Genomic DNA, 19580 nt, shown 5'->3' with positions numbered 1-19580 from the left:
CATGGTCGGGGCGAGCCGCGGGTCTCGCCCGCCTTGCAGGCCCCCCCGCTTCGCAGGGGAGGATCTGAGGTCGCGGCCGATCTCGACGGTTGATCCTCCCCCGTTTAAGGGGGAGGTGGCGCGAAGCGCCGGAGGGGGCGTTCGAGCGATGCGCATCAGACTTCGCGCAGATGATAGCCCTTGGGGCGGGTGAGGTTGTCGTAGCCGGTGCGGCCCATAGCGCCGCCCTTGCCGGTGTCCTTGACGCCGGTCCAGACGAGGCCGGGGTCGACATAGTCGCAGCGGTTCATGAAGACCGTGCCGGTCTCGATCCGGTCGCCGAGCGCGGCGGCGCGGTCGGCATCGGTGGTCCACAGCGAGGCGGTGAGGCCGTAGGGGCTGTCGTTCATGAGCTGGATCGCCTCGTCGTCGTCGCGCACCTTCATGATGCCGACAATGGGCCCGAAACTCTCCTCGCGCATGACGCTCATCTGGTGATTGACGTTGGTCAGCACTTCGGGCGCGAGATAGGGCGAGCCTTCGCGGTCGTTGTCGACCTTCATGCCGACATGGGCGACCGCGCCCTTGCGCAGCGCCTCGGCCTTCTGCTCACGCACGAAATCGGCAAAGCGCGGTTGCGCCATCGGCCCTATCGTGGTCGCCTCGTCGAGTGGGTTGCCGACGACGTAATTCTTCGTCTCGGCGATGAAGCCCTCGACGAAATCGTCATAGACCTTTTCGTGGACATAGACGCGCTCGATGCCGCAGCAGCACTGGCCCGAATTGTAGAACGCGCCGTCGACGAGGTTGGCGACGGCATGGTCGAGCTTGACGTCCGGCAGGACATAGGCCGGGTCCTTGCCGCCAAGCTCGAGGCCGAGCGTCATGAAGGTGCCGGCGGCAGCCTTCTCCATCGCGCGTCCGCCGGCGACCGAGCCGGTGAAGTTGCAATGGTCGATTTTGCCCGAGCCGAGCAGTTTTTCGGTCTGGACGTGGTTGAGGACGATGTTCTGGAACACGCCCTTCGGCAGGCCGGCGACCTCGAACGCTTTGGCGAAGCGCTCGCCGACGAGCAACGTCTGCGCGGCGTGCTTCAGGATGACGGCATTGCCGGCCATCAGCGCCGGGACGATGGTGTTGATCGCGGTCAGATAGGGATAGTTCCACGGCGCGATGACGAGGACGATGCCGAGCGGCACGCGGCGCAGATAACGGTGGAAGCCGGGCCTGGCGTCATGCGGGATGACGTCGGCGAGCGCGGCTGCCGCGAGGTCGACCATATAGCGCGTGCGCTCCTCGACCCCGCCCTTCTCGCCGCCATAGCGGACCGGCCGGCCCATCTGCCAGGCCAGTTCCGGCACGATCTCCTCGTTCATGGCAAGAAGTGCCTCCAGAAAGGCAAGCACATACCGACCGCGCTCGGCGAGCGGCGTCTCGGCCCAGGCGATCTGCGCGGTCTTCGCGCGCTCGGTTATCGCATTGATTTCGGCATCGCTCGCGACCGGACGCTCGGCATGGAGCGAGCCGTCTACGGGCGAGATGAGTTTGATGGTTTCCACGATAGTCTCCGGTTTCTAGTACCGCTCAAATCCCCGATGGAGTTCCCAGTCGGTGACGCGGCGGTCGTATTCCATCTGCTCCCAGCGCGCGGTGTGGAGATAGTGCTCGACGACGTCGTGGCCGAGGGCGCTGCGGAGCATGTCGGAGCGCTCCAGCGTCGCGATGGCGGCGCGCAGGGTCTTGGGGATTTCGGGCAATTCGGCGCCCTGGTAGGCGTCGCCCTCGAAGGGGGCGGGCAGGTCGAGCTTTTCGTCGATGCCGGCAAGGCCGGCGGCGATGAGGGCGGCGAAGGCGAGATAGGGGTTCAGGTCGGCGCCGCCGATGCGGCATTCGGTGCGGATGCCCTTGGTCCCCTCCCCGCAGAGCCGGAAGCCGGCCGTGCGGTTGTCGCGGCTCCAGATCATCTTGGTCGGGGCGAAGGTGCCAGCCTGGAAGCGCTTGTAGGAATTGACGTAAGGCGCGAGGAACCAGGTATAGTCGGCGGCGTATTTGAGCTGGCCGGCGACCCATGAGCGCATCAGCGGCGTCATCGTGTATTCGCCCTTCTTGTCGAAGAAGAGCGGCGTCTTGCCGTTGGCCGACCAGATCGAATTGTGGATGTGGCTCGAATTGCCCGCCAGCGCGTAGTCGTATTTGGCCATGAAGGTGACGGCCTTGCCTTGCAGATGCGCGATCTCCTTGGCGGCATTCTTCAGGAAGACGTGGCGGTCGGCCATTTCGAGCGCATCGGAATAATAGACGTTGATCTCCTCCTGCCCCGGTCCCCATTCGCCCTTGGAATTCTCGACGGGAATGCCGGCCTCCTCGAGGCCGTTGCGCAGGGCGCGCATGTATTCCTCTTCCTTCGACGTGATCTGGATCAGGTAGTCGCCGATATGCGGAGAGGCGGTGCGAAGCTCTTTCCAGCCCTGTCCCTGGGCGCTCTCATAGCTTTCGTCGAACAGGTAGAATTCGAGTTCGGAGGCGAAATAGGCGAGATAGCCGCGATCCTTCAGCCGGTCGACCTGGCGCTTGAGGATGGCGCGCGGCGAGTGGGCAAGGTCTTCGTGGCTGTGATGGTCGAGAAGGTCGGAAAGGACGAGCGCGGTCTTTTCCAGCCACGGCGTCAGGCGGATGGTCGACAGGTCCGGCTTGATGACGAAATCGCCATAGCCCTTCTGCCAGCTTGCCGCCTTGTAGCCGGGGACCGGCTCCATATCGATGTCGTTGGCGAGCAGGTAGTTGCAGCCATGGGTTTCTTCATAGGCGCCGGCAAGGAAGTGCCGCGCCGTGAAGCGCTTGCCGATGAGGCGGCCCTGCATGTCGGCGGCCGCGACGAGAATGGTATCGATGTCGCCGGCTGCGACCAGTTTCTTCAAGGCGTCGAAGGAAAGCGATCCGGTCATGCGGCCCTCTGTGCGGCGGCGCCAGATGGCGTGCCTTGTTGTTCGAGCAGGGGCACTTGCGGCCCAAGATGATCATTTGGATCACGCATTCGTGCGCCTCTCAAGGGCCAAAGCGTGGTCAGATGTGCCGTTCCTTACGGATATTTAACAACAAAACTGGTGCATGGACCGCCTGCTGCTGGCATAAATCGTCCAGCGGAGCGCATCGCCCGTCACCTTCGCATGTTGCTGCATCCGCTCCGAGGCTTCGAGGCTTCGCGCGCTGCGGTCGGATTTTGAACCGGAGTCACCCATGCCGATCTGGAAACAGCTCATCGTCTGCATCGCCTTGCTCGCCATCGGCGCCGCAGCGTGGGTTTTCTTCGTGCCCGGATCGCGCGAGACGCTGGCGAGCTTCGGTATCGGCTCGGCACCGGCCGCCACGGAAGCCTCCGCCCCGGCGGCACGCGGCGGACAGGGACGCGGCGGCGCGGGTGGCGGAGGCGGAGGCGGCGTCATAACGACGCCGGTCACGACCGCGACGATCAATGACCGACTTCAGGCGATCGGCACCGGCCGCGCGGCCGAAACGGTTGCGGTGACGCCTTTCGCCTCGGGACGGCTGACGGAAATTCTGGTGCGCTCCGGCTCGACGGTGGAAGCCGGCGACATCATCGCACGGCTCGATTCGCAGGCGGAGACGATCGGCGCGGAGCGCGCCCGCTTTGCGCTCGAAGACGCGCAGGCTCGGCTGGAGCGCGTCAATCAGCTTCGCTCCTCGAACACGGCCTCGCAGGTGCAGGTGACCGAGGCGCAGCTCGGCGTCGAGAATGCGCGGCTCGAACTCGCGGACGCCGAACTGGCGCTCGACCGCCGCCAGATCGAGGCGCCGATTTCCGGCATCGTCGGCATCCTTCCCGTTTCGGTTGGCAACTATGTGACGAGTTCGACCGAGATCGCGTCGATCGACGACCGCACGTCGATCCTCATCGATTTCTGGGCACCGGAACGCTATGCCGGAGCCATCGAGGTCGGCGCCGAGATCGAGGCCTCGCTGATCGCCCGGCCGAACGAGGTGTTTCGCGGCGAGGTGAGCGCCATCGACAACCGCGTGGATGCGGAAAGCCGCACGCTGCGCGTCGAGGCGACGATCGACAATCCGAGCGACGCGCTGCGCGCCGGCATGTCCTTTCAGGTCCGCATGACCTTTGCCGGCGAAACCTATCCGGCGGTCGATCCGCTGACCGTGCAATGGGGCACGGACGGAGCGTTCATCTGGACCGTGGAGGACGGCGTCGCCCGGCGCACGCCCGTCCGCGTCGTCCAGCGCAACACCGATTCCATCCTGATCGCGGCCGAGGTCGAGCCGGGCATGCAGGTCGTCTCCGAGGGCATCCATCTCGTGCGCGAAGGCGGCGACGTGCGGATCGCGCAGCGCCGCGGCCAGGGGGCGGAAGGCCTGCCCGCCGTCGAAGCACGCGGCTCGTAAGGGGGCAGCGTCATGTCCAACGGCACCGACCAGATCCACAACGTCAACGACATGACGGCGCTCTTCGTGCGCCGCGCCGTCCTCGCCTTCGTGGTCAACGTGCTGATCGCGGTGGCCGGCCTTGCCGCCTTCTTCGGCGTCGAGGTGCGCGAACTGCCCGATGTCGACCGCCCCGTCATCACCATCCGCACCGACTATATCGGCGCGGCGGCCGAAACCATCGACCGCGAACTGACGTCGATCCTCGAAGGCGCCGTCTCGCGCGTTCCCGGCGTCAACTCGATCTCGTCCTCGTCATCGTTCGGCCGCTCCCGCGTGACGGTGGAATTCAACGACAACGTCAATCTCGACACCGCCGCCTCGGACATGCGCGACGCGGTGAGCCGGGTGCAGAACAATTTGCCCGACAATGCCGAGGCGCCGCTGATCGTCAAGGCGGACGACAACGCCCAGGCGATCATGCGCCTTTCGGTGACGTCATCCTCGATGAACATCGAGGACATGACCCTCTTCATCGAGGACCAACTCGTCGACCAGTTCGCCTCCGTGCCCGGCGTCGCCGACGTGCAGGTCTATGGCGGGCGCGAGAAGATCTTCCGCATCGACATCGACCAGAACCGGCTGGCGAGCCTCGGCCTGACGGTGGCCGACATCCAGACCGCGCTCAACACCATCTCCTTCGACACGCCGGCGGGCAGCCTGTCTTCGAGCACGCAGGACCTCGTCGTGCGCGCCACCGCGCCGGTGACGACGCCCGAGGATTTCGAGAACATCGTCATAGCGGGCGGCGCGCGGCTGCGCGACGTCGCGAATGTGACGCTCGGTCCGGACATCGGCGAATCCATCCTGCGCTCCGACAGCGTGCCCGGCATCGGCCTCGGCATCATCCGCCAGGCGCAGTCCAACACGCTCGACATTTCCGAGGGCGTGCGCGCGGCCGTCGAGCGGGTTCGCCCGACCCTGCCGGAAGGCATGAACGTCTCGGTGCGCAGCGACGACGCGACCTTCATCCAGGGCGCCATCCACGAGGTCGAGATCGCGCTCGGCATTTCGGTGACGGTGGTGCTTCTGATCATCTTCGTCTTCCTGCGCGACTGGCGGGCGACGATCATTCCCGCGCTCGCATTGCCGATCTCGCTGATCGGCACGGTGGCGGCCGTCTATCTGCTCGGCTTCTCGCTCAACATCCTGACGCTGCTTGCGCTGGTGCTGGCGACGGGCCTCGTCGTCGACGACGCGATCGTGGTGCTGGAAAACATCGTGCGCCGGCGCAACCAGGGCATGGGACCGCGCGCGGCGGCGGTGCTCGGCACGCGCGAAGTGTTCTTCGCCATCCTGGCGACGACGGCGACGCTGGTGGCCGTCTTCGTGCCGCTCTCCTTCCTGCCCGGCCAGGCTGGCGGGCTCTTCCGCGAATTCGGCTTCGTCATGGCGATCGCGGTGTTCCTCTCCTCGATCGTCTCGTTGTCGCTGTGCCCGATGGTTGCCTCGCGCATGCTCAAGGAAGGCAGCCACGATGCCAAGGACGACGGCGTGATCGGCCGGCTGGGCGGCGTGCTCGCCGAAATCTACCGGCGCACGTTGGCCGCCTGCCTCAACGCGCCGATCGTCGTCGTGATGGTCTCCGTCATCTTCGCCGGCGCGGCAGCCGCCGCATTCGGCCTGCTCGAATCCGAACTGACGCCGCCGGAGGACCGCTCCGCCGCCTTCATGCGGATTTCCGCGCCGCAGGGCGTCTCGATCGACTATCTCGCCCAGCAGATGGCCGAGGTCGAGCGGCTGATGCAGCCGCTGCGCGAGACCGGCGAGATCGAGAGCACCTTCTCGCTTGCCGGCCAGGGCGGTTCGACCAATTCCGGCTTCATCGCCATGACTCTGGCCCCCTGGAGCGAGCGCGAGCGTTCGCAGCAGGAAATCCTCGACGAGGTCAACGCGCTGGTCGAGCAGGTGCCGGGCGTGCGCGCCTTCGCCTTCCAGCCCAACAGCCTTGGCATTCGCGGCGCCGGTTCCGGCCTGCAATTCGCGATCCTCGGCAACAACTACCAGAATCTGGGCGCGGCCGCGGCGGCGATCGTCGCCGACATGCAGGACGATCCGCGCTTCCAGCAGGCACGGCTGTCGACCGAATCCACCCAGCCCCAGCTTGCCGTGTCGATCGACCGCGAGCGGGCCTCCGACCTCGGCATCGAGATTTCCGGACTCGCCCAGGCGCTGCAATCGCTGCTCGACGGACGCGAGATCGGCGAGGTCTTCATCGACGACCGCGCCTTTGCGGTGAAGCTGGTCTCGACGACCAACCCGATCAACGATCCGACCGACCTCGAAAACATCTACCTGAAGACCGGCGACGGGCGCTTCGTGCCGGTGTCCACCATCGCCTCGATCCGCGAGATCGCAGTGCCGCCGGAACTGTCGCGCGAGGAGCAGTTGCGCTCGGTGTCGATCACCTCGGCGCTGGCCGACGGGTTCCCGCTCGGCGAGGCGCTGGCGGTGGCGACCCAGATCGCCGAGCGCCACATGCCCGAAGGCGCGCGCGTCCTTCCGCTCGCCGAAGCCGCGACGCTGGGCGAGACGTCGAGCGCGATGTTCACGATCATGGGCTTCGCGCTCGTCATCGTGCTCCTCGTGTTGGGGGCGCAGTTCGAAAGCTTCACCAGCGCCGTCATCATCATGGCGACGGTGCCGCTGGGCCTTGCCTGCGCGGTTTTCGCCATGCTGATGACCGGCACGACGCTCAACGTCTATTCGCAGATCGGGCTGGTGCTGCTTGTCGGCATCATGGCCAAGAACGGCATCCTGATCGTCGAGTTCGCCAACCAGCTCCGCGACCGCGGCCGCAATGTGCGCGACGCGATCGAGGAAGCCTCGAACGTGCGCCTGCGCCCGGTGATGATGACCATGCTGTGCACCATCGTCGGCGGGCTGCCGCTGATCCTCGCCTCGGGTGCCGGCGCGGAAGCGCGCATCGCGCTCGGCTGGGTCATCGTCGGCGGGCTTGGCCTCTCCACCATCTCGACGCTCTACCTGACGCCGGTCGCCTATCTGCTGCTCGGCCGCTGGGTGACGCCGAAGGTGGAAGAGGAGGAGCGGCTGGAGCGCGAACTGGCGCAGGCCTCGGCGACCGAAGCCAACCTCGCCCCGGCAGAGTAATCAGCGCACGCACAACGAAAAACGCCGCCCGGAAAACCCGGGCGGCGTCGTCGTTTCGAAGGCCGGTCGATCAGTCGGCGGTGTCGGTCTCTTCCTCGCCTTCGGCGGGCGCAACGTCCATCGCGGCTTCCTCGGTCGGGTCGATGCGGCCGACCTCGATCCACTTGCCTCCCTCGATCTTCGAGATCACAATCGTCGCGCCGCCCTGGTGGTCTTCGGGCGTGTACTTGACCGGGATGTCACCGGAGATGACGTCGGTATATTCGAGGCTTTCCATCGCGTCCTTGAAGCTTTCGGCCGTAAGGTCGGGACCTGCAGCCTCGAGCGCCTTGACCAGCGTCGTTGCGGCGCCATGGCCAAGGATCGCGGCCGTGCCGGCCGGCTCGCCGTTCTTCTCGGCATAGCCGTCGGCCCAAGCCTTCACTTCCGGATTGTCCATCCGGTCCTCATGGTCGGCCCAGCCTGCGGCGGCGTAGTAGCCTTCCGTCACCCCGCCTTCGACCTTGGCGATGGCGGTGTTGAAGCCGGCCGACGAGCCGATGAACTTGACGTCGTTCCAGCCGAGGCGCTTGGCGGTGCCGAGCGCGATGATCGTCTGGCGCACGCCGACGCCGGTCGCGATGATGTCGCAGTTGAGCTCGCGCAGGCGCGTGACGGCGCCGACGAAATCCTGCTCGTCGGGACGGTGCGTCGTCTCGCCGGCAAAGGTCAGGCCGAGCGCCTCGGCCTCGTCGACGGCGGCTTCATGGACTTCGAGGCCGAAATCGGACGGCAGGTACATGGAGCAGATGTTCGCGACCTCGTCGCCGCCCTCCTCGGCCAGCATCTTGATGCCGGCGCGCAGGCCGTCATAGTAGGCCGCGAAACCCGAATATTTGTAGGTGATGTCGCCTTCGAGCATCTGCCGCGCCGAGGTGAGCGGGCCGATATTGGCGACCTGCTTGGGCTCCATGATCTGGAAGCCGGCGATGTTGTGCGGCGTGCCGAGGTTCAGGATCATCGCGAAGACCTGGTCGGAATTGACCAGCTTGTTGAAGTTCTGCACGGCGCGCGGCACCTGGTAGCCGTGATCCTCGACGACGAAGCGGATCTGGCGTCCGTGGATGCCGCCTTCCGCGTTGATCTCGTCGAAGAGGTTCTGCGCGGCCTTGATGGCGCCGACATTGAAGGCGGCGAAGATGCCCGACAGATCGCCGTTCGAGCCGATCACGACTTCCGTGTCGGTGACGCCCTGCGTGGCGAAGGCCGCGGTGGACATGCCGGCGGCAAGCCCGAGCGCGAGAATGGATTTTCCGAACAACAGTCTCATTTCAAACTCCTCCTGGGGTTGTTCCGCATTGTTTTCGTACGGTTCTCCTCAACCGTACATCTCGTCGATCAGAGGCTTGTGCTTCTGCTCGACGAAACTTCTCTTCAGCTTCATCGTCGCCGTGAGTTCCTCATCCTCGGCGGTGAGGAGGACGTCGATGAGCCTGAAATCCTTGATCTGCTCCACGCGGGCGAATTCGCGGTTGGTCTCGTCGACGACGGAGCCGATCAGGTCGCGCACCTCCTGTGCCGCGCATAGTGACTTGAAATTGTTGAACGGCACCTTGCGATCCTGCGCGAACTTTTCGACGTTTTCCTGGTCGATCATGATCAGGCAGGACAGGAACTTGCGCTTGTCGCCGATGACGACGGCATCCGAGATGTAAGGCGAGAACTTCAACCGGTTCTCGATCTCGGCCGGGGTGATGTTCTTGCCGCCGGCGGTGATGATAATGTCCTTGACGCGGCCGGTGACGAAGAGGAAGCCTTGATTGTCGATGCGTCCGACGTCGCCGGTCTTCAGCCAGCCATCCTCGCTGATCGTCTCGGCGGTCTTGTCGGGCTTGTTCCAATAGCCCTTGAAGACATTGGCGCCCTTGTACTGGATCTCGCCTTCCGGGGAGATCCGCACTTGCGAGCCCGGCACGACCTTGCCGACGCTGCCGTTCTTCGAATCCTCCAGAAGGTTGATCGAGATGACACCCGAGCTTTCGGTCATGCCGTAGCCTTCGAGGACGGTGATGCCCACGGCCTTGTACCATTTCAAGAGATCGGGCGAGATCGGCGCCGCGCCCGTCGTGCCGCGCCGCAGACGGTCGAAGCCGAGCATGCGCCGCAGATTGCCGAGCACCATGAAGTCCCAGAACGAATAGGCGAGCTTGGTTCCGGCCGGAACCGGATCGCCCGCTTCAAGCGCGGCGGCACGTTTCATGCCGGTCTTCACCGCCTGCCGGTAGGCCCAGCGGCCGATCGGCGTGGAATCGTTCGCCATGATCGAGATGCGGCTGTAGATTTTTTCCCACACGCGCGGGACGCCGGTGAAGACGTGCGGAGAAACCTCGCGGACATTGTCGAAGACCGTTTCGGGGCTTTCGGCGAAATTGACGGTCGACTTCAGCCCGATCGGGGTGAAGACCGTGATCAGGCGCTCGAGGATGTGGCAGAGCGGCAGGAAGCAGACCTGGTCGTCGTCAGGCGTTACGGGCAGCGTCAGCGCCGAGCCGATGACCGATGCGATGATGTTGGAATGCGAGATCATCGCGCCCTTCGGCGGGCCGGTCGTGCCGGAGGTGTAGACCAGGATCGCCGTGTCCTGCGGCTGCGACTTCGCGATCTCCTCGTCGAACCGGTTGGGGTTCTCCTTCAGGAATTCGCGGCCGATCCGGTAGAGGTCCTCGAGGAAGATGACCTGGTCGTCGGCGAATTCGTGCAGCCCGTCGCGGTCGAAGACGACCACCTTGGAAAGCCCGGGCATCTGGTCGCGCACGGACAGGAACTTGTCCAATTGCTCGTCATTTTCGACGAACAGGAAGCGGCTGTCGGAATCGGTGACGAGATATTGAAGCTGCTTGGCGGAATCGGTCGTGTAGACACCCGACGCGATGCCGCCGACGGATTGGATGCCGAGATCGGAGTAAATCCACTCCTTGTTGTCTTCCGACAGGATGGAAACGACCTCGCCGCGCTTCAGCCCGAGCGCGATCAGGCCGAGGCCGATCAGGCGGGCATGCTCGTAGAAATCGGTCCAGCTATAGGCGAGCCAGATGCCGAAATCCTTCTCGCGATGCGCGATCTTGGGCCCGAGTTCCTGGCAGCGCTGGCGGAAGAGCTTCACCAGCGTGTCGCAGCCGTCGAAATAAAAGGGCGCGCGCTGAAGGTCCTGGTTGAAGGAATGGCCGCGCACTGTCTGCATGGGCGGCAGTTTTTCTGCAATGGTCATGTCAATTTCCTCCCGATGGAGAGCGTCTTCCTGCAATGCCAGGCGTTGACGGGCGTCATCCCGCAACCCGTTCCGAGCGAAGCGGAGGAATGGGTATGCGGGATCCATTCCGTTCCGTCCGCGAGGGCACGGAATGGGTCCCGGATAGCCGGGCCTCGCTGCGCTCGCGCCCGGCTTCCGGGATGACGCGGAGAGGTGGCGGGCGTCGTGGCGGAACGCGAAACGATGAGTGCAAACTCGCTCATCGCCACGTCTTCTTCTGCTTCCAGCGCTTCTGGCCGCGCTGGGTTTCTTCCACGACGCCGAGATAGAACTCCTGGATGTCCTTCGACGCCAGCAGACGGTCGGCGGTGTCGGCCATGACGATGCGGCCGAGTTCCATGACGTAGCCATAGTCGGCGACTTCGAGGGCGACCTTGGCGTTCTGCTCGACGAGGACGATGGTGACGCCCTGCTCCTTGTTGAGCCGGCGCACGATCTGGAAGATTTCCTTGACCAGGAGCGGCGACAGGCCGAGCGAGGGTTCGTCGAGGAGCATGATCTTGGGCTTGGCCATCAGGCCGCGGCCGATCGCCAACATCTGCTGCTGGCCGCCCGAAAGCGTGCCGGCCGCCTGGCGGCGGCGCTCGGCGAGGATCGGGAAGTAGCCGTAGACCATCTCCTCGTCGCGGGCGATGCCGTCCGTGTCCGAGCGCGTGAAAGCGCCCATCCGCAGATTTTCCTCGACGGTCAGCAGAGGGAACACCTCGCGGCCTTCGGGCACGTGGACCATGCCGAGGCGGACGACCTTGTCCGGATTGGCGCCGGCGATGTTCTGCCCGGCATAGAAGATCTGGCCCTTTTCGGGGTCCATGACGCCCGAGATGGTCTTGAGCAGCGTCGTCTTGCCGGCCCCGTTGGCGCCGAGCACGGTGACGATCTGGCCCTCGCGCACATCAAGGCTGGCGCCGCGGATGGCCATGATCGGCCCATAATAGCTTTCGAGGTTCTTGATCGACAGGATGGTCTTGGCCTCGACGGCCGGCGTGGGCTGCGCGGTCATGGTCATGCCAGCACCTTTTCGTGTTCGTCGGCGACGCCGATATAGGCTTCGACCACCTTGGGATGGTTCTGCACCTCGTGCGGCGTGCCCATGGCGAGCATCTTGCCGTCGGCAAGCGCCAGCACACGATCCGACACCGAGGCGACGAGGTGCATGTCGTGTTCGACCATCAGGACGGTGACGCCCATCTGCTTCTTGATGTCCTCGACCCAGAAGGCGACGTCCTGCGTCTCCTCGACCGAAAGGCCCGAGGCCGGCTCGTCGAGCAGGAGCAGGCGCGGTTCGATGGCGAGCGCGCGGCCCATTTCGACGACCTTGCGCACGCCATAGGGAAGGCCGGCGATGTACTTGTCGCGGTAGGCCTGGAGGTCGAGGAAGTCGATGACCTTCTCGATCGCCTCGCGGTGGCGGCGCTCCTCGCGCCGCACGAAGGGCGTGAAGAGAAGCTCGGACCACATGCGGCTGTGGCGATGGCGGTGGCGACCGACGAGCAGGTTCTGCATCACCGTCGCATGATCGAAGAGTTCGATGTTCTGGAAGGTGCGGGCGATGCCGAGCCGTGCGATCTCGTGCGGCTTGCGGTCGAGGATCGACTTGCCGTCGAAGCGGATGTCGCCTTCGGCCGGATCGTAGATGCGGCTGATCAGGTTGAAGATCGTCGACTTGCCGGCGCCGTTGGGGCCGACCAGTGCGAAGACCTCGCCCTCCTCCACCGAGAAGGAGACCTGGCTGACGGCGGTGAGGCCGCCGAAGCGCAGCGTGACGTTGTCGAGTTCGAGCAAGCTCATCGCATCCGCTCCGTCTTGAGATAGGCCTTCTGGCGGCGGAACATGTCCTTCCGGTAGAAGGGGAAGAGCTCGAAATAGGTTCGGATCTTCACCCACCGGCCATAGATGCCCATCGGCTCGAACAGGATGAACAGGATCAGGATCAGGCCGAAGATCGCCGTTTCCATGCCGGGGATCGCGATCGAGCCGCCGCCGATCATGCGGGTCAGGAAATCGCGCGCGACCGCGATCGACTGCGGCAGCATCGCCACCACCGCCGCGCCGAAGAACGCGCCGTGGATCGAGCCCAGCCCGCCGATGACGATGGCGAGGAGAAGCTGGATCGAGATGATGAGATTGAACGTCTCGTTGTTGAAGATGCCCGCATAGTGGCCCATCAGCGCCCCGGCGAGACCGGTGATGCCGGTGGAGATGCCGAAGGCGACCGTCTTGGTGCGCGCCACGTTGACGCCCATCGCCTGCGCCGAAATCTCCGAATCGCGGATGGCGGCGAAGGACCGGCCGAGCGGCGAGCGCAGGAGATTGCGGTAGAAAAGCACCACCAGAAGCGTGATGGCGAGCGTCAGGTAGTAGAGGAGGTTGGGCGTCGAATAGCGGTCGATGACGAGGCCAAAGATCTGGATCGGCGGCGCGATGAGGCCGATGACGCCATTGGTCAGCGGCGTCGCGATGACGATGAAATCCTCGACCAGGATGACGACCGCGATGGTGCCGATGGCGAGATAAATGCCGTGCAGCTTGGTCATCGGCATGGCGATCAGCGCACCGGCGATGCCCGCGATCAGCCCCGCGAGCGGGAAGGTGATCAGGAAGGGTAGGCCGAGCCGGGTCTGCAAGAGGATGTTGGCATAGCAGCCGATGGCGAGGAACGCGGCGTGGCCGAGGCTCGCCTGTCCGGACTGGCCGACGAGGATCATGAGCCCCATGCAGGCGATGGCCCAGATCAGCACGTTCGTCGCCTCGCCGAGCGCGAAGTTCGACAAGAGGAACGGCAGCGCGAGGGCAACCGCGAACAGAGCGAGATACCAGCCCATCTGCTGGGGGTGGCGGAAGAGATTGATGTCGGCGTCGTAGGACGTTTTGAAAACGGTTCTCATGTCCTCACACCTTCTTCGCGTGGACCTGGGCAAGGATGCCGTGCGGTCGGAAAATCAGGATGAGGAAGAGCAGGAGATAGGGCATGATCTGCGAGTAGCCCGACGGCATGTAGCGGCCCGAGAAGGGCTCGATCAGGCCGACGATGATGCCGCCCAGAAGCGCGCCCGGCAGCGAGCCGAACCCGCCGATGACCGCCGCCGCGAACGCCTTGATGCCGAGGAGCCCGATCGACGGGTCGATGGAGCCCTTGGAGGCGAAGAGGATGCCCGCGACCGCCGCCGTCATGCCCGACAGCGCCCAGATCAGCGAATGGATGCGCTTGACCGGGATGCCCATGTAGTAGGCGGCAAGCTGGTTCTGCGAGGACGCCTGCATGGCGACGCCGAGCTTGGTGCGGTTGAAGTAGAGGTAGAGGAGCAGCGTCAGGATGCCCGTCACCGCGATGACCATCACCTCGTCGAGCCCGAGCACCACGCCGCCGAAACGCACGTCGCGACCGGCGATGGGCGAGGCGAGCGAGATCGGCTCATGCCCCCAGATGACGCCGGCGGCAAAGCGCAGCACGAAGCCGAGGGCGATGGTGAGGATGACGATGGCGATCTGCGACTGGCCGAACATGCGCCGCAGCACCACCAGATCCAGCGCATAGCCGAAGGCGCCCATGATCGCGATGGCGATCGGCACCGACACCCAGAAGGGCAGGCCCATGAACTGGGGATTGGTGAGACCGAGACAGATGAAGGCGCCGAGCATCATGAAATCGCCTTGGGCGAAATTGACCGCTTCGGTCGCCTTGTAGATCAGCACGAACCCCATGGCGATGAGGCCGTACACGCAGCCATTCGCAAGGCCGCTGACGATGAGCTGCAACACGTCCAAGGACGTTCTCCTCCACTTTATGACACGCGATCTGACGCCGCGATGTCCTTCAACCTTAAGCTGCCAGAACGGGTGCGCAAGCTCCTCCCGCGCCCGTTTTCGTCATGGCCTGATGAATACCTTTCCGTTCGGCCGGGCGAGTTCACCCGCCACCCGCTCGACCGCATCTGCGAGCGGCACGATCGCGGTCACGTCCGTCTTCCAGCGTCCGTCGGCAAAGCGCTTCTGCGCCTCTATGACGGCCGCCATGCGCTTGTCGTTGCCGGCCGTGCGCATCCATTCGGTTAGCCAGAAACCCTCGATCTTCTTGTGCATGAAGATCATCTGGCCAGGCTCGATGATGGGCGTCGTCTCGGGGTCGAGACGGCCATAGACGATCCAGCGCGCGCGCTTGCCCATCGTGTGGAAGATCTTGGCGGCGAGTGGCCCGGTGACGGCGTCGAGGAAGATGCGCGGCTTCTCCTGGCCCAGCACCTCGGCGAGCTGCCGGTCGAAATCGGCGCTCTCGGCATTGAGCACATGCGCCGCGCCGATCGCCTTCAAGGGCTCGATCTGGTCGTCCCGGCGCACGATGGCGATGGGCCGGTAGCCTTCATCCTTGGCGACCGCGATCATCAGCTTGCAGAGCTGGCTCGCGCCGGCGGTGACGACGAACGCCTTCTCGCCCTCGTCCTTGACGATGCCGAACATGGCGAGCGCGGTGAGCGGGTTGACGATCATCGCCGCCGCATCCTCGTCGCGAACGCCGTCCATGATCGGGATGCAGGCGCCGGCCTCGGCAACCGCATAGTCGGCCCAGCTTCCCCAGTTGGAGAGGCCGGTGGCGAAGGCGACGCGCTTGCGGACCAGCCCTTGCGCCTCGGCACCGGCGGCGACGACCTCGCCCACGCCCTCGAAGCCGGCAGGCTGGCCTTGCTTGCGCGGCTGGCCGTAGAGGCCCTTCAGGAACATGACGTCCGATGGATTGATGGCCGCGAGCGCAACCTTGACGAGAACCTGGCTCGGGCCGGGCGCGGGCACCTCGATCGTGCCGGCCTCGACATAGGGCTCCATCGCTTCGAGCGCGGTGCCGGAATGCTCGCGCGCATAGCCGTCGTTCCTGAGCAGCAGCGCGTTCATGGTCTTGGGGAGGGTCATCTCGTCTCCTTCATGGCTTCAGGACGATCTTGCCGGTCGCACCGCGACCGAGCACGCGCTTCAGGATGGCGGGCGCGTCCGAGAGCGGATAGATGCCCTCGATTACCGGCTTGACCTTGCCGTCCAGATACCAGCCGATCAGCTCCTTCATATTGTCGGCATTGACCTTCGGCTCCTTGGCGGTGAACGCGCCCCAGAAGACGCCGACGACGCTGTAGCCCTTGACCAGCGTCAGGTTGACGGGAAGCTTGGGGATTGTGCCGGAGGCAAAGCCGATGACGAGCAGGCGCCCGCCCCAGCCCATCGAGCGCGAGAGAACGTCGAAGCCCTCGCCGCCGACCGGATCGAAGGCGACGTCGACGCCCTTGCCGCCGGTCGCCTGCTTGAGCGCGTCCTTGAGATTGTCGTAGCCGAGCACGATGTCTGCGCCAGCCTGTTTCGCCACGTTCTGTTTCTCCGGGGTCGAGGCGACGGCGATGACCTTCGCGCCCATCGCCTTGCCGATCTGGACCGCCGCGACGCCGGTCGCGCCCGACGCGCCGAGCACGCAGAGCGTCTCGCCGGGCTGCAACTGGCCGCGCTGCTTCAAGGCGTGATGCGCGGTGCCGAAACCGCACATCAGCGCACAGGCGTCTTCGTCGGTGAGGCCGTCCGGCAAAGGCATGACGGCGTTCTCGTCGGCCGCCACTTTCTCGGCATAGGCGCCGAGCGCGGAAACCGAGCCGACCCGATCGCCGACCTTGAAGCGCGTCACGCCCTCGCCGATGGCCGAGACGCGGCCCGCCACCTCCATGCCTGGCACGAAGGGCGTCTCGGGTTTCATCTGGTAGAGGCCCTGGACGAGAAGGCCGTCGGGATAGTTGACGCCGATCATCGCGGCATCGATGACGACCGTCTTCGGGCCGATTTCGGGCTCCGGCCAGTCGGCATAGTCGAGCTGGTCGAGGGGCCCGTAATCGCGGGCGACGATGGCTTTCATCATCACACCTTCTCCTGCGTGTATTTCTTCAGTTCCTCGCGGGCGACCTGGCGGCGGTGGACGGCGTCGGGGCCGTCGGCGAGGCGGAGGGTCCTGAGGTGCGTCCAGGAGCGGGCGAGCGGGGTGTCCTGGCTGATGCCCTGCCCGCCATACATCTGCACGGCCTCGTCGGTGACCTTGAGCGCGACGCGCGGTGCGACGACCTTGATCTGGCTGATCCACGGCGCAGCGGCCTTCTTGTCGCCCTGGTCGATCATCCAGGCTGCCTTGAGGCAGAGGAGCCGGGCCATTTCGATCTCCATGCGGCACTCCGCGATGATGTCGAAATTGGCGCCGAGCTGCGCGAGTTTCTTGCCGAAGGCTTCCCGGCGCAAGGAACGCTTGCACATCAGTTCGAGCGCCATTTCGGCCTGGCCGATGGCGCGCATGCAATGGTGGATGCGGCCGGGCCCGAGGCGGCCCTGCGCGATCTCGAAGCCCCTGCCCTCGCCGAGGATCAGGTTCGACGCCGGGACGCGCACGTCCTCGAATTTCAGATGCAGATGGCCGTGCGGGGCGTCGTCGTCGCCATAGACCTGCATGGCGCGCAGCTTGGTGACGCCCTTCGCATCGGCGGGCACCAGGATCATCGAATGCTGCTGATGCTTCGGGCGGTCGGCCGAGGGGGAAGCGACCATGGTGATATAGATCTTGCAACGCGGGTCGCCCGCGCCTGACGACCACCATTTCTCGCCATTGAGGACGTAGTCGTCGCCGTCACGAACGCAGCTCATGGCGATGTTGGTGGCGTCGGACGAAGCGACGTCCGGCTCGGTCATCAGGTAGGCGGAACGGATTTCGCCGTTGAGGAGCGGCTTCAGCCAGCGCTCCTTGTGCTCGGGCGCGCCATAGCGTTCCAGCACTTCCATGTTGCCGGTGTCGGGCGCCGAGCAGTTGAAGGCTTCGGCGCCCAGATGCGCCTTGCCCATTTCCTCGGCGAGATAGGCATATTCGACCGTCGTCAGGCCGTAGCCGCGGTCGGAATGGGTGAGCCAGAAGTTCCAGAGGCCGCGCTCGCGCGCCTTGGCCTTCAGCCCTTCCATGATCTCGGTCTGGCGTTTCGTGTGAGTCCAGCGGTCGCCGTCCTTGCCGATCTCGGACAGGAACTCCTCGTCGAGCGGCATGATCTCTTCGCGCACCATGCGCGCGACCTTATCGTGCAGCGGCCTGACCTTCTCGCTCATGGCGAGGTTCATCTCGGGATTGACGCTCATTTATCGGTTCCTTCCGTGCCGCCCAGCCCGCGCCAGGCGCAGGTGACGACTTGGGCGATGAGATCCTCGATATCGGCGCGGGTTTCCCCGGTGCGCGGCGAATACCAGAAGATCGGCGAGTTGAGCGTCATGAACATCAACTGGTTCGCGACGCTGAGATTGGCGAACTGGAAGTGGCCGGTCTCGCGGCCCTCCGCGATGAGGGTGCGGAAGATGTCGCCATAGCGCGAGCGCGTCTCGAACAGTTCCTCGAACAGCGCTCGCTGGTGCGGCGTCGGCGCGCCGACGAGGTGCATCTCGACGCCCATCCAGACGACGCGCTGGAAGGCGCGGGTGGTGATCATCTGGTCGACATGGACCCAGGCGAAACGCCGCCAGCGCTGATGCGCCTCGCCCTTCATGGCGCGCAGCGGTTCGAGCGCGGCATAGTTCATGTCCATGCCGACGCGAAAGACCTCGGCGAAGAGGTCGGCCTTGGATTCGAAGTGATGGTAGATGCGGCCCTTGGTCGACTGCAGCGCCCGGGCCACGTCGTCGATCGACGTCGCCGCATATCCGCGCTCGTGGAAGCAGCGCGCCGCCGCCTCCAAGATGGCGCTGCGCGAACTGTCGAGCGTGCGTTCCCGTATGCCGAGGCCCATTCGAACCGATTTCCTCCCGCCCTTCTGCAAGCCCTCCACCGGTCTTTTGCCGGTTTTCACGAAGGGCCTTTACGGACGCCGAATGATGAACATACTATCGGGTATGTTGTCAACGCGGCTTCCGAACGTCGCGGCGAAACTTTCCCGGGAGGAACGATGAGCTTTATCGAGGACCTATATTCCGTGCGCGGCAAGACCGCGCTCGTCACCGGCGCGGCCACGGGCATCGGCCGCATGGCGGCGACCGCCCTGATGCATGGCGGCGCCCGCGTGCTGATCGCCTCGCGCAAGGGACATGACTGCGCCCGCACCGCCGAGGAACTGAATGCGCTCGGAACGCCCGGCACGGCCGAGGGCTTCGGCGGCGACGTGTCCTCGGAGGAAGGCGTCGCCGCCCTCGTCGCCGAGGTCAGGAACCGGACCGACAAGCTCGGCATCCTGTTCAACAATGCCGGCATTTCCTGGGGGGCGGAACTCGCCGATTTTCCGTATTCGGCCTGGGCGAAGGTGATGAACGTCAACGTCACCGGGCTTTTCCACCTGACGCGCGAGTTGTTGCCCGAACTCGAACGCGCGGCCAGCGACGAGGACCCGGCGCGGATCGTCAATCTCGGATCGGTGATGGGCACGCAGCCGATCGCCGACGGCGCCTATTCGTACACGGCGTCCAAGGCGGCGGTGCATCACTTGACGCGAACCCTGGCGATCGAGCTCGCGGGACGGCGGATCACCGTCAACGCCTTCGCGCCCGGCCCCTTCCAGAGCCGCATGACGGCCTTTGCGACGGCGACCGAGGAACAGGCCGACCATGTCGGCTCACGCGTTCCGCTCGGCCGGATCGGCGCACCGCATGACATTGCGGGAGCGACATTGTATCTGTGCTCGAAAGCCGGAAGTTACGTGACGGGCGCGATTCTGCCGATCGATGGCGGGCAGTCCGTCCAGCACGGCATGTCGTTGTTCAAGGAATAAGG

Annotated in this window: 15 protein-coding genes; 3 read left to right on the top strand and 12 right to left on the bottom strand. The window is 65.1% G+C overall.

The features are described from left to right. Positions 1-155 precede the first annotated feature (155 nt). The gene (locus tag ACT6QU_RS13370; protein WP_444565891.1) at positions 156-1541 is read right to left on the bottom strand and encodes an aldehyde dehydrogenase family protein; all 1386 of its coding nucleotides are present in this window, start codon (positions 1539-1541) and stop codon (positions 156-158) included. Between the two features lie 12 nt (positions 1542-1553). After that, positions 1554-2924: a glutamine synthetase family protein gene (locus ACT6QU_RS13365; protein ID WP_444565884.1), complete on the bottom strand. Its 1371-nt coding sequence runs from the start codon at positions 2922-2924 to the stop codon at positions 1554-1556. A 292-nt stretch (positions 2925-3216) separates the two neighbouring features. Between ACT6QU_RS13365 and ACT6QU_RS13360 the strand changes: the two genes are divergently transcribed. Together ACT6QU_RS13360 and ACT6QU_RS13355 are read left to right on the top strand one after the other, a co-directional pair. After that, positions 3217-4392 (top strand): efflux RND transporter periplasmic adaptor subunit, encoded by a 1176-nt coding sequence (locus ACT6QU_RS13360; protein ID WP_444565885.1) that lies wholly within the window; start codon positions 3217-3219, stop codon positions 4390-4392. 12 nt (positions 4393-4404) lie between these two features. Beyond that, complete coding sequence (locus ACT6QU_RS13355) at positions 4405-7542, top strand: efflux RND transporter permease subunit (protein ID WP_444565886.1); 3138 nt, start codon at positions 4405-4407, stop codon at positions 7540-7542. A 70-nt stretch (positions 7543-7612) separates the two neighbouring features. Here ACT6QU_RS13355 and ACT6QU_RS13350 read toward each other — a convergent pair whose 3' ends face one another. From ACT6QU_RS13350 to ACT6QU_RS13305, 10 genes are all read right to left on the bottom strand, one after another. Continuing rightward, complete coding sequence (locus ACT6QU_RS13350) at positions 7613-8851, bottom strand: ABC transporter substrate-binding protein (protein ID WP_444565887.1); 1239 nt, start codon at positions 8849-8851, stop codon at positions 7613-7615. Positions 8852-8899: 48 nt separating this feature from the next. Further along, complete coding sequence (locus ACT6QU_RS13345; RefSeq protein ID WP_444565888.1) at positions 8900-10789, bottom strand: AMP-dependent synthetase/ligase; 1890 nt, start codon at positions 10787-10789, stop codon at positions 8900-8902. A 241-nt stretch (positions 10790-11030) separates the two neighbouring features. Next, positions 11031-11837, bottom strand: a complete 807-nt coding sequence (locus ACT6QU_RS13340; protein WP_444565889.1) for an ABC transporter ATP-binding protein — start codon at positions 11835-11837, stop codon at positions 11031-11033. Next, the gene (locus ACT6QU_RS13335; RefSeq protein WP_444565890.1) at positions 11834-12619 is read right to left on the bottom strand and encodes an ABC transporter ATP-binding protein; all 786 of its coding nucleotides are present in this window, start codon (positions 12617-12619) and stop codon (positions 11834-11836) included. The genes ACT6QU_RS13340 and ACT6QU_RS13335 overlap by 4 nt, the downstream gene beginning before the upstream one ends. Next, the gene (locus ACT6QU_RS13330) at positions 12616-13716 is read right to left on the bottom strand and encodes a branched-chain amino acid ABC transporter permease (protein WP_024587781.1); all 1101 of its coding nucleotides are present in this window, start codon (positions 13714-13716) and stop codon (positions 12616-12618) included. The genes ACT6QU_RS13335 and ACT6QU_RS13330 overlap by 4 nt, the downstream gene beginning before the upstream one ends. A 4-nt stretch (positions 13717-13720) precedes the next feature. Continuing rightward, positions 13721-14590 carry a branched-chain amino acid ABC transporter permease gene (locus ACT6QU_RS13325; protein ID WP_244437434.1) on the bottom strand — a complete coding sequence of 290 codons (870 nt, stop codon included), beginning with the start codon at positions 14588-14590 and terminating at the stop codon, positions 13721-13723. Positions 14591-14698: 108 nt separating this feature from the next. After that, positions 14699-15733 (bottom strand): zinc-binding dehydrogenase, encoded by a 1035-nt coding sequence (locus ACT6QU_RS13320; RefSeq protein WP_444565018.1) that lies wholly within the window; start codon positions 15731-15733, stop codon positions 14699-14701. A 10-nt stretch (positions 15734-15743) separates the two neighbouring features. Then, the gene (locus ACT6QU_RS13315; protein ID WP_444565017.1) at positions 15744-16715 is read right to left on the bottom strand and encodes an NADPH:quinone oxidoreductase family protein; all 972 of its coding nucleotides are present in this window, start codon (positions 16713-16715) and stop codon (positions 15744-15746) included. Continuing rightward, entirely contained in the window at positions 16715-17947 is a 1233-nt protein-coding gene (locus ACT6QU_RS13310) for an acyl-CoA dehydrogenase family protein (protein ID WP_444565020.1), read from the bottom strand. The genes ACT6QU_RS13315 and ACT6QU_RS13310 overlap by 1 nt, the downstream gene beginning before the upstream one ends. A 14-nt stretch (positions 17948-17961) precedes the next feature. Then, on the bottom strand, positions 17962-18606 hold the full coding sequence (locus tag ACT6QU_RS13305) for a TetR/AcrR family transcriptional regulator (protein WP_444565016.1): 645 nt from the start codon (positions 18604-18606) through the stop codon (positions 17962-17964). A 156-nt stretch (positions 18607-18762) separates the two neighbouring features. On the opposite strand from ACT6QU_RS13305, the gene ACT6QU_RS13300 reads away from it, so the two are divergent. Beyond that, positions 18763-19578 (top strand): SDR family oxidoreductase, encoded by an 816-nt coding sequence (locus ACT6QU_RS13300; protein ID WP_444565015.1) that lies wholly within the window; start codon positions 18763-18765, stop codon positions 19576-19578. Positions 19579-19580 lie beyond the last annotated feature (2 nt).

The organism is Aliihoeflea sp. (genome assembly GCF_052435475.1).
Lineage (GTDB): Bacteria > Pseudomonadota > Alphaproteobacteria > Rhizobiales > Rhizobiaceae > Aliihoeflea.
Note: the sequence above shows the minus strand (reverse complement) of the source record. Positions and strands in the feature narration are given on the sequence as shown.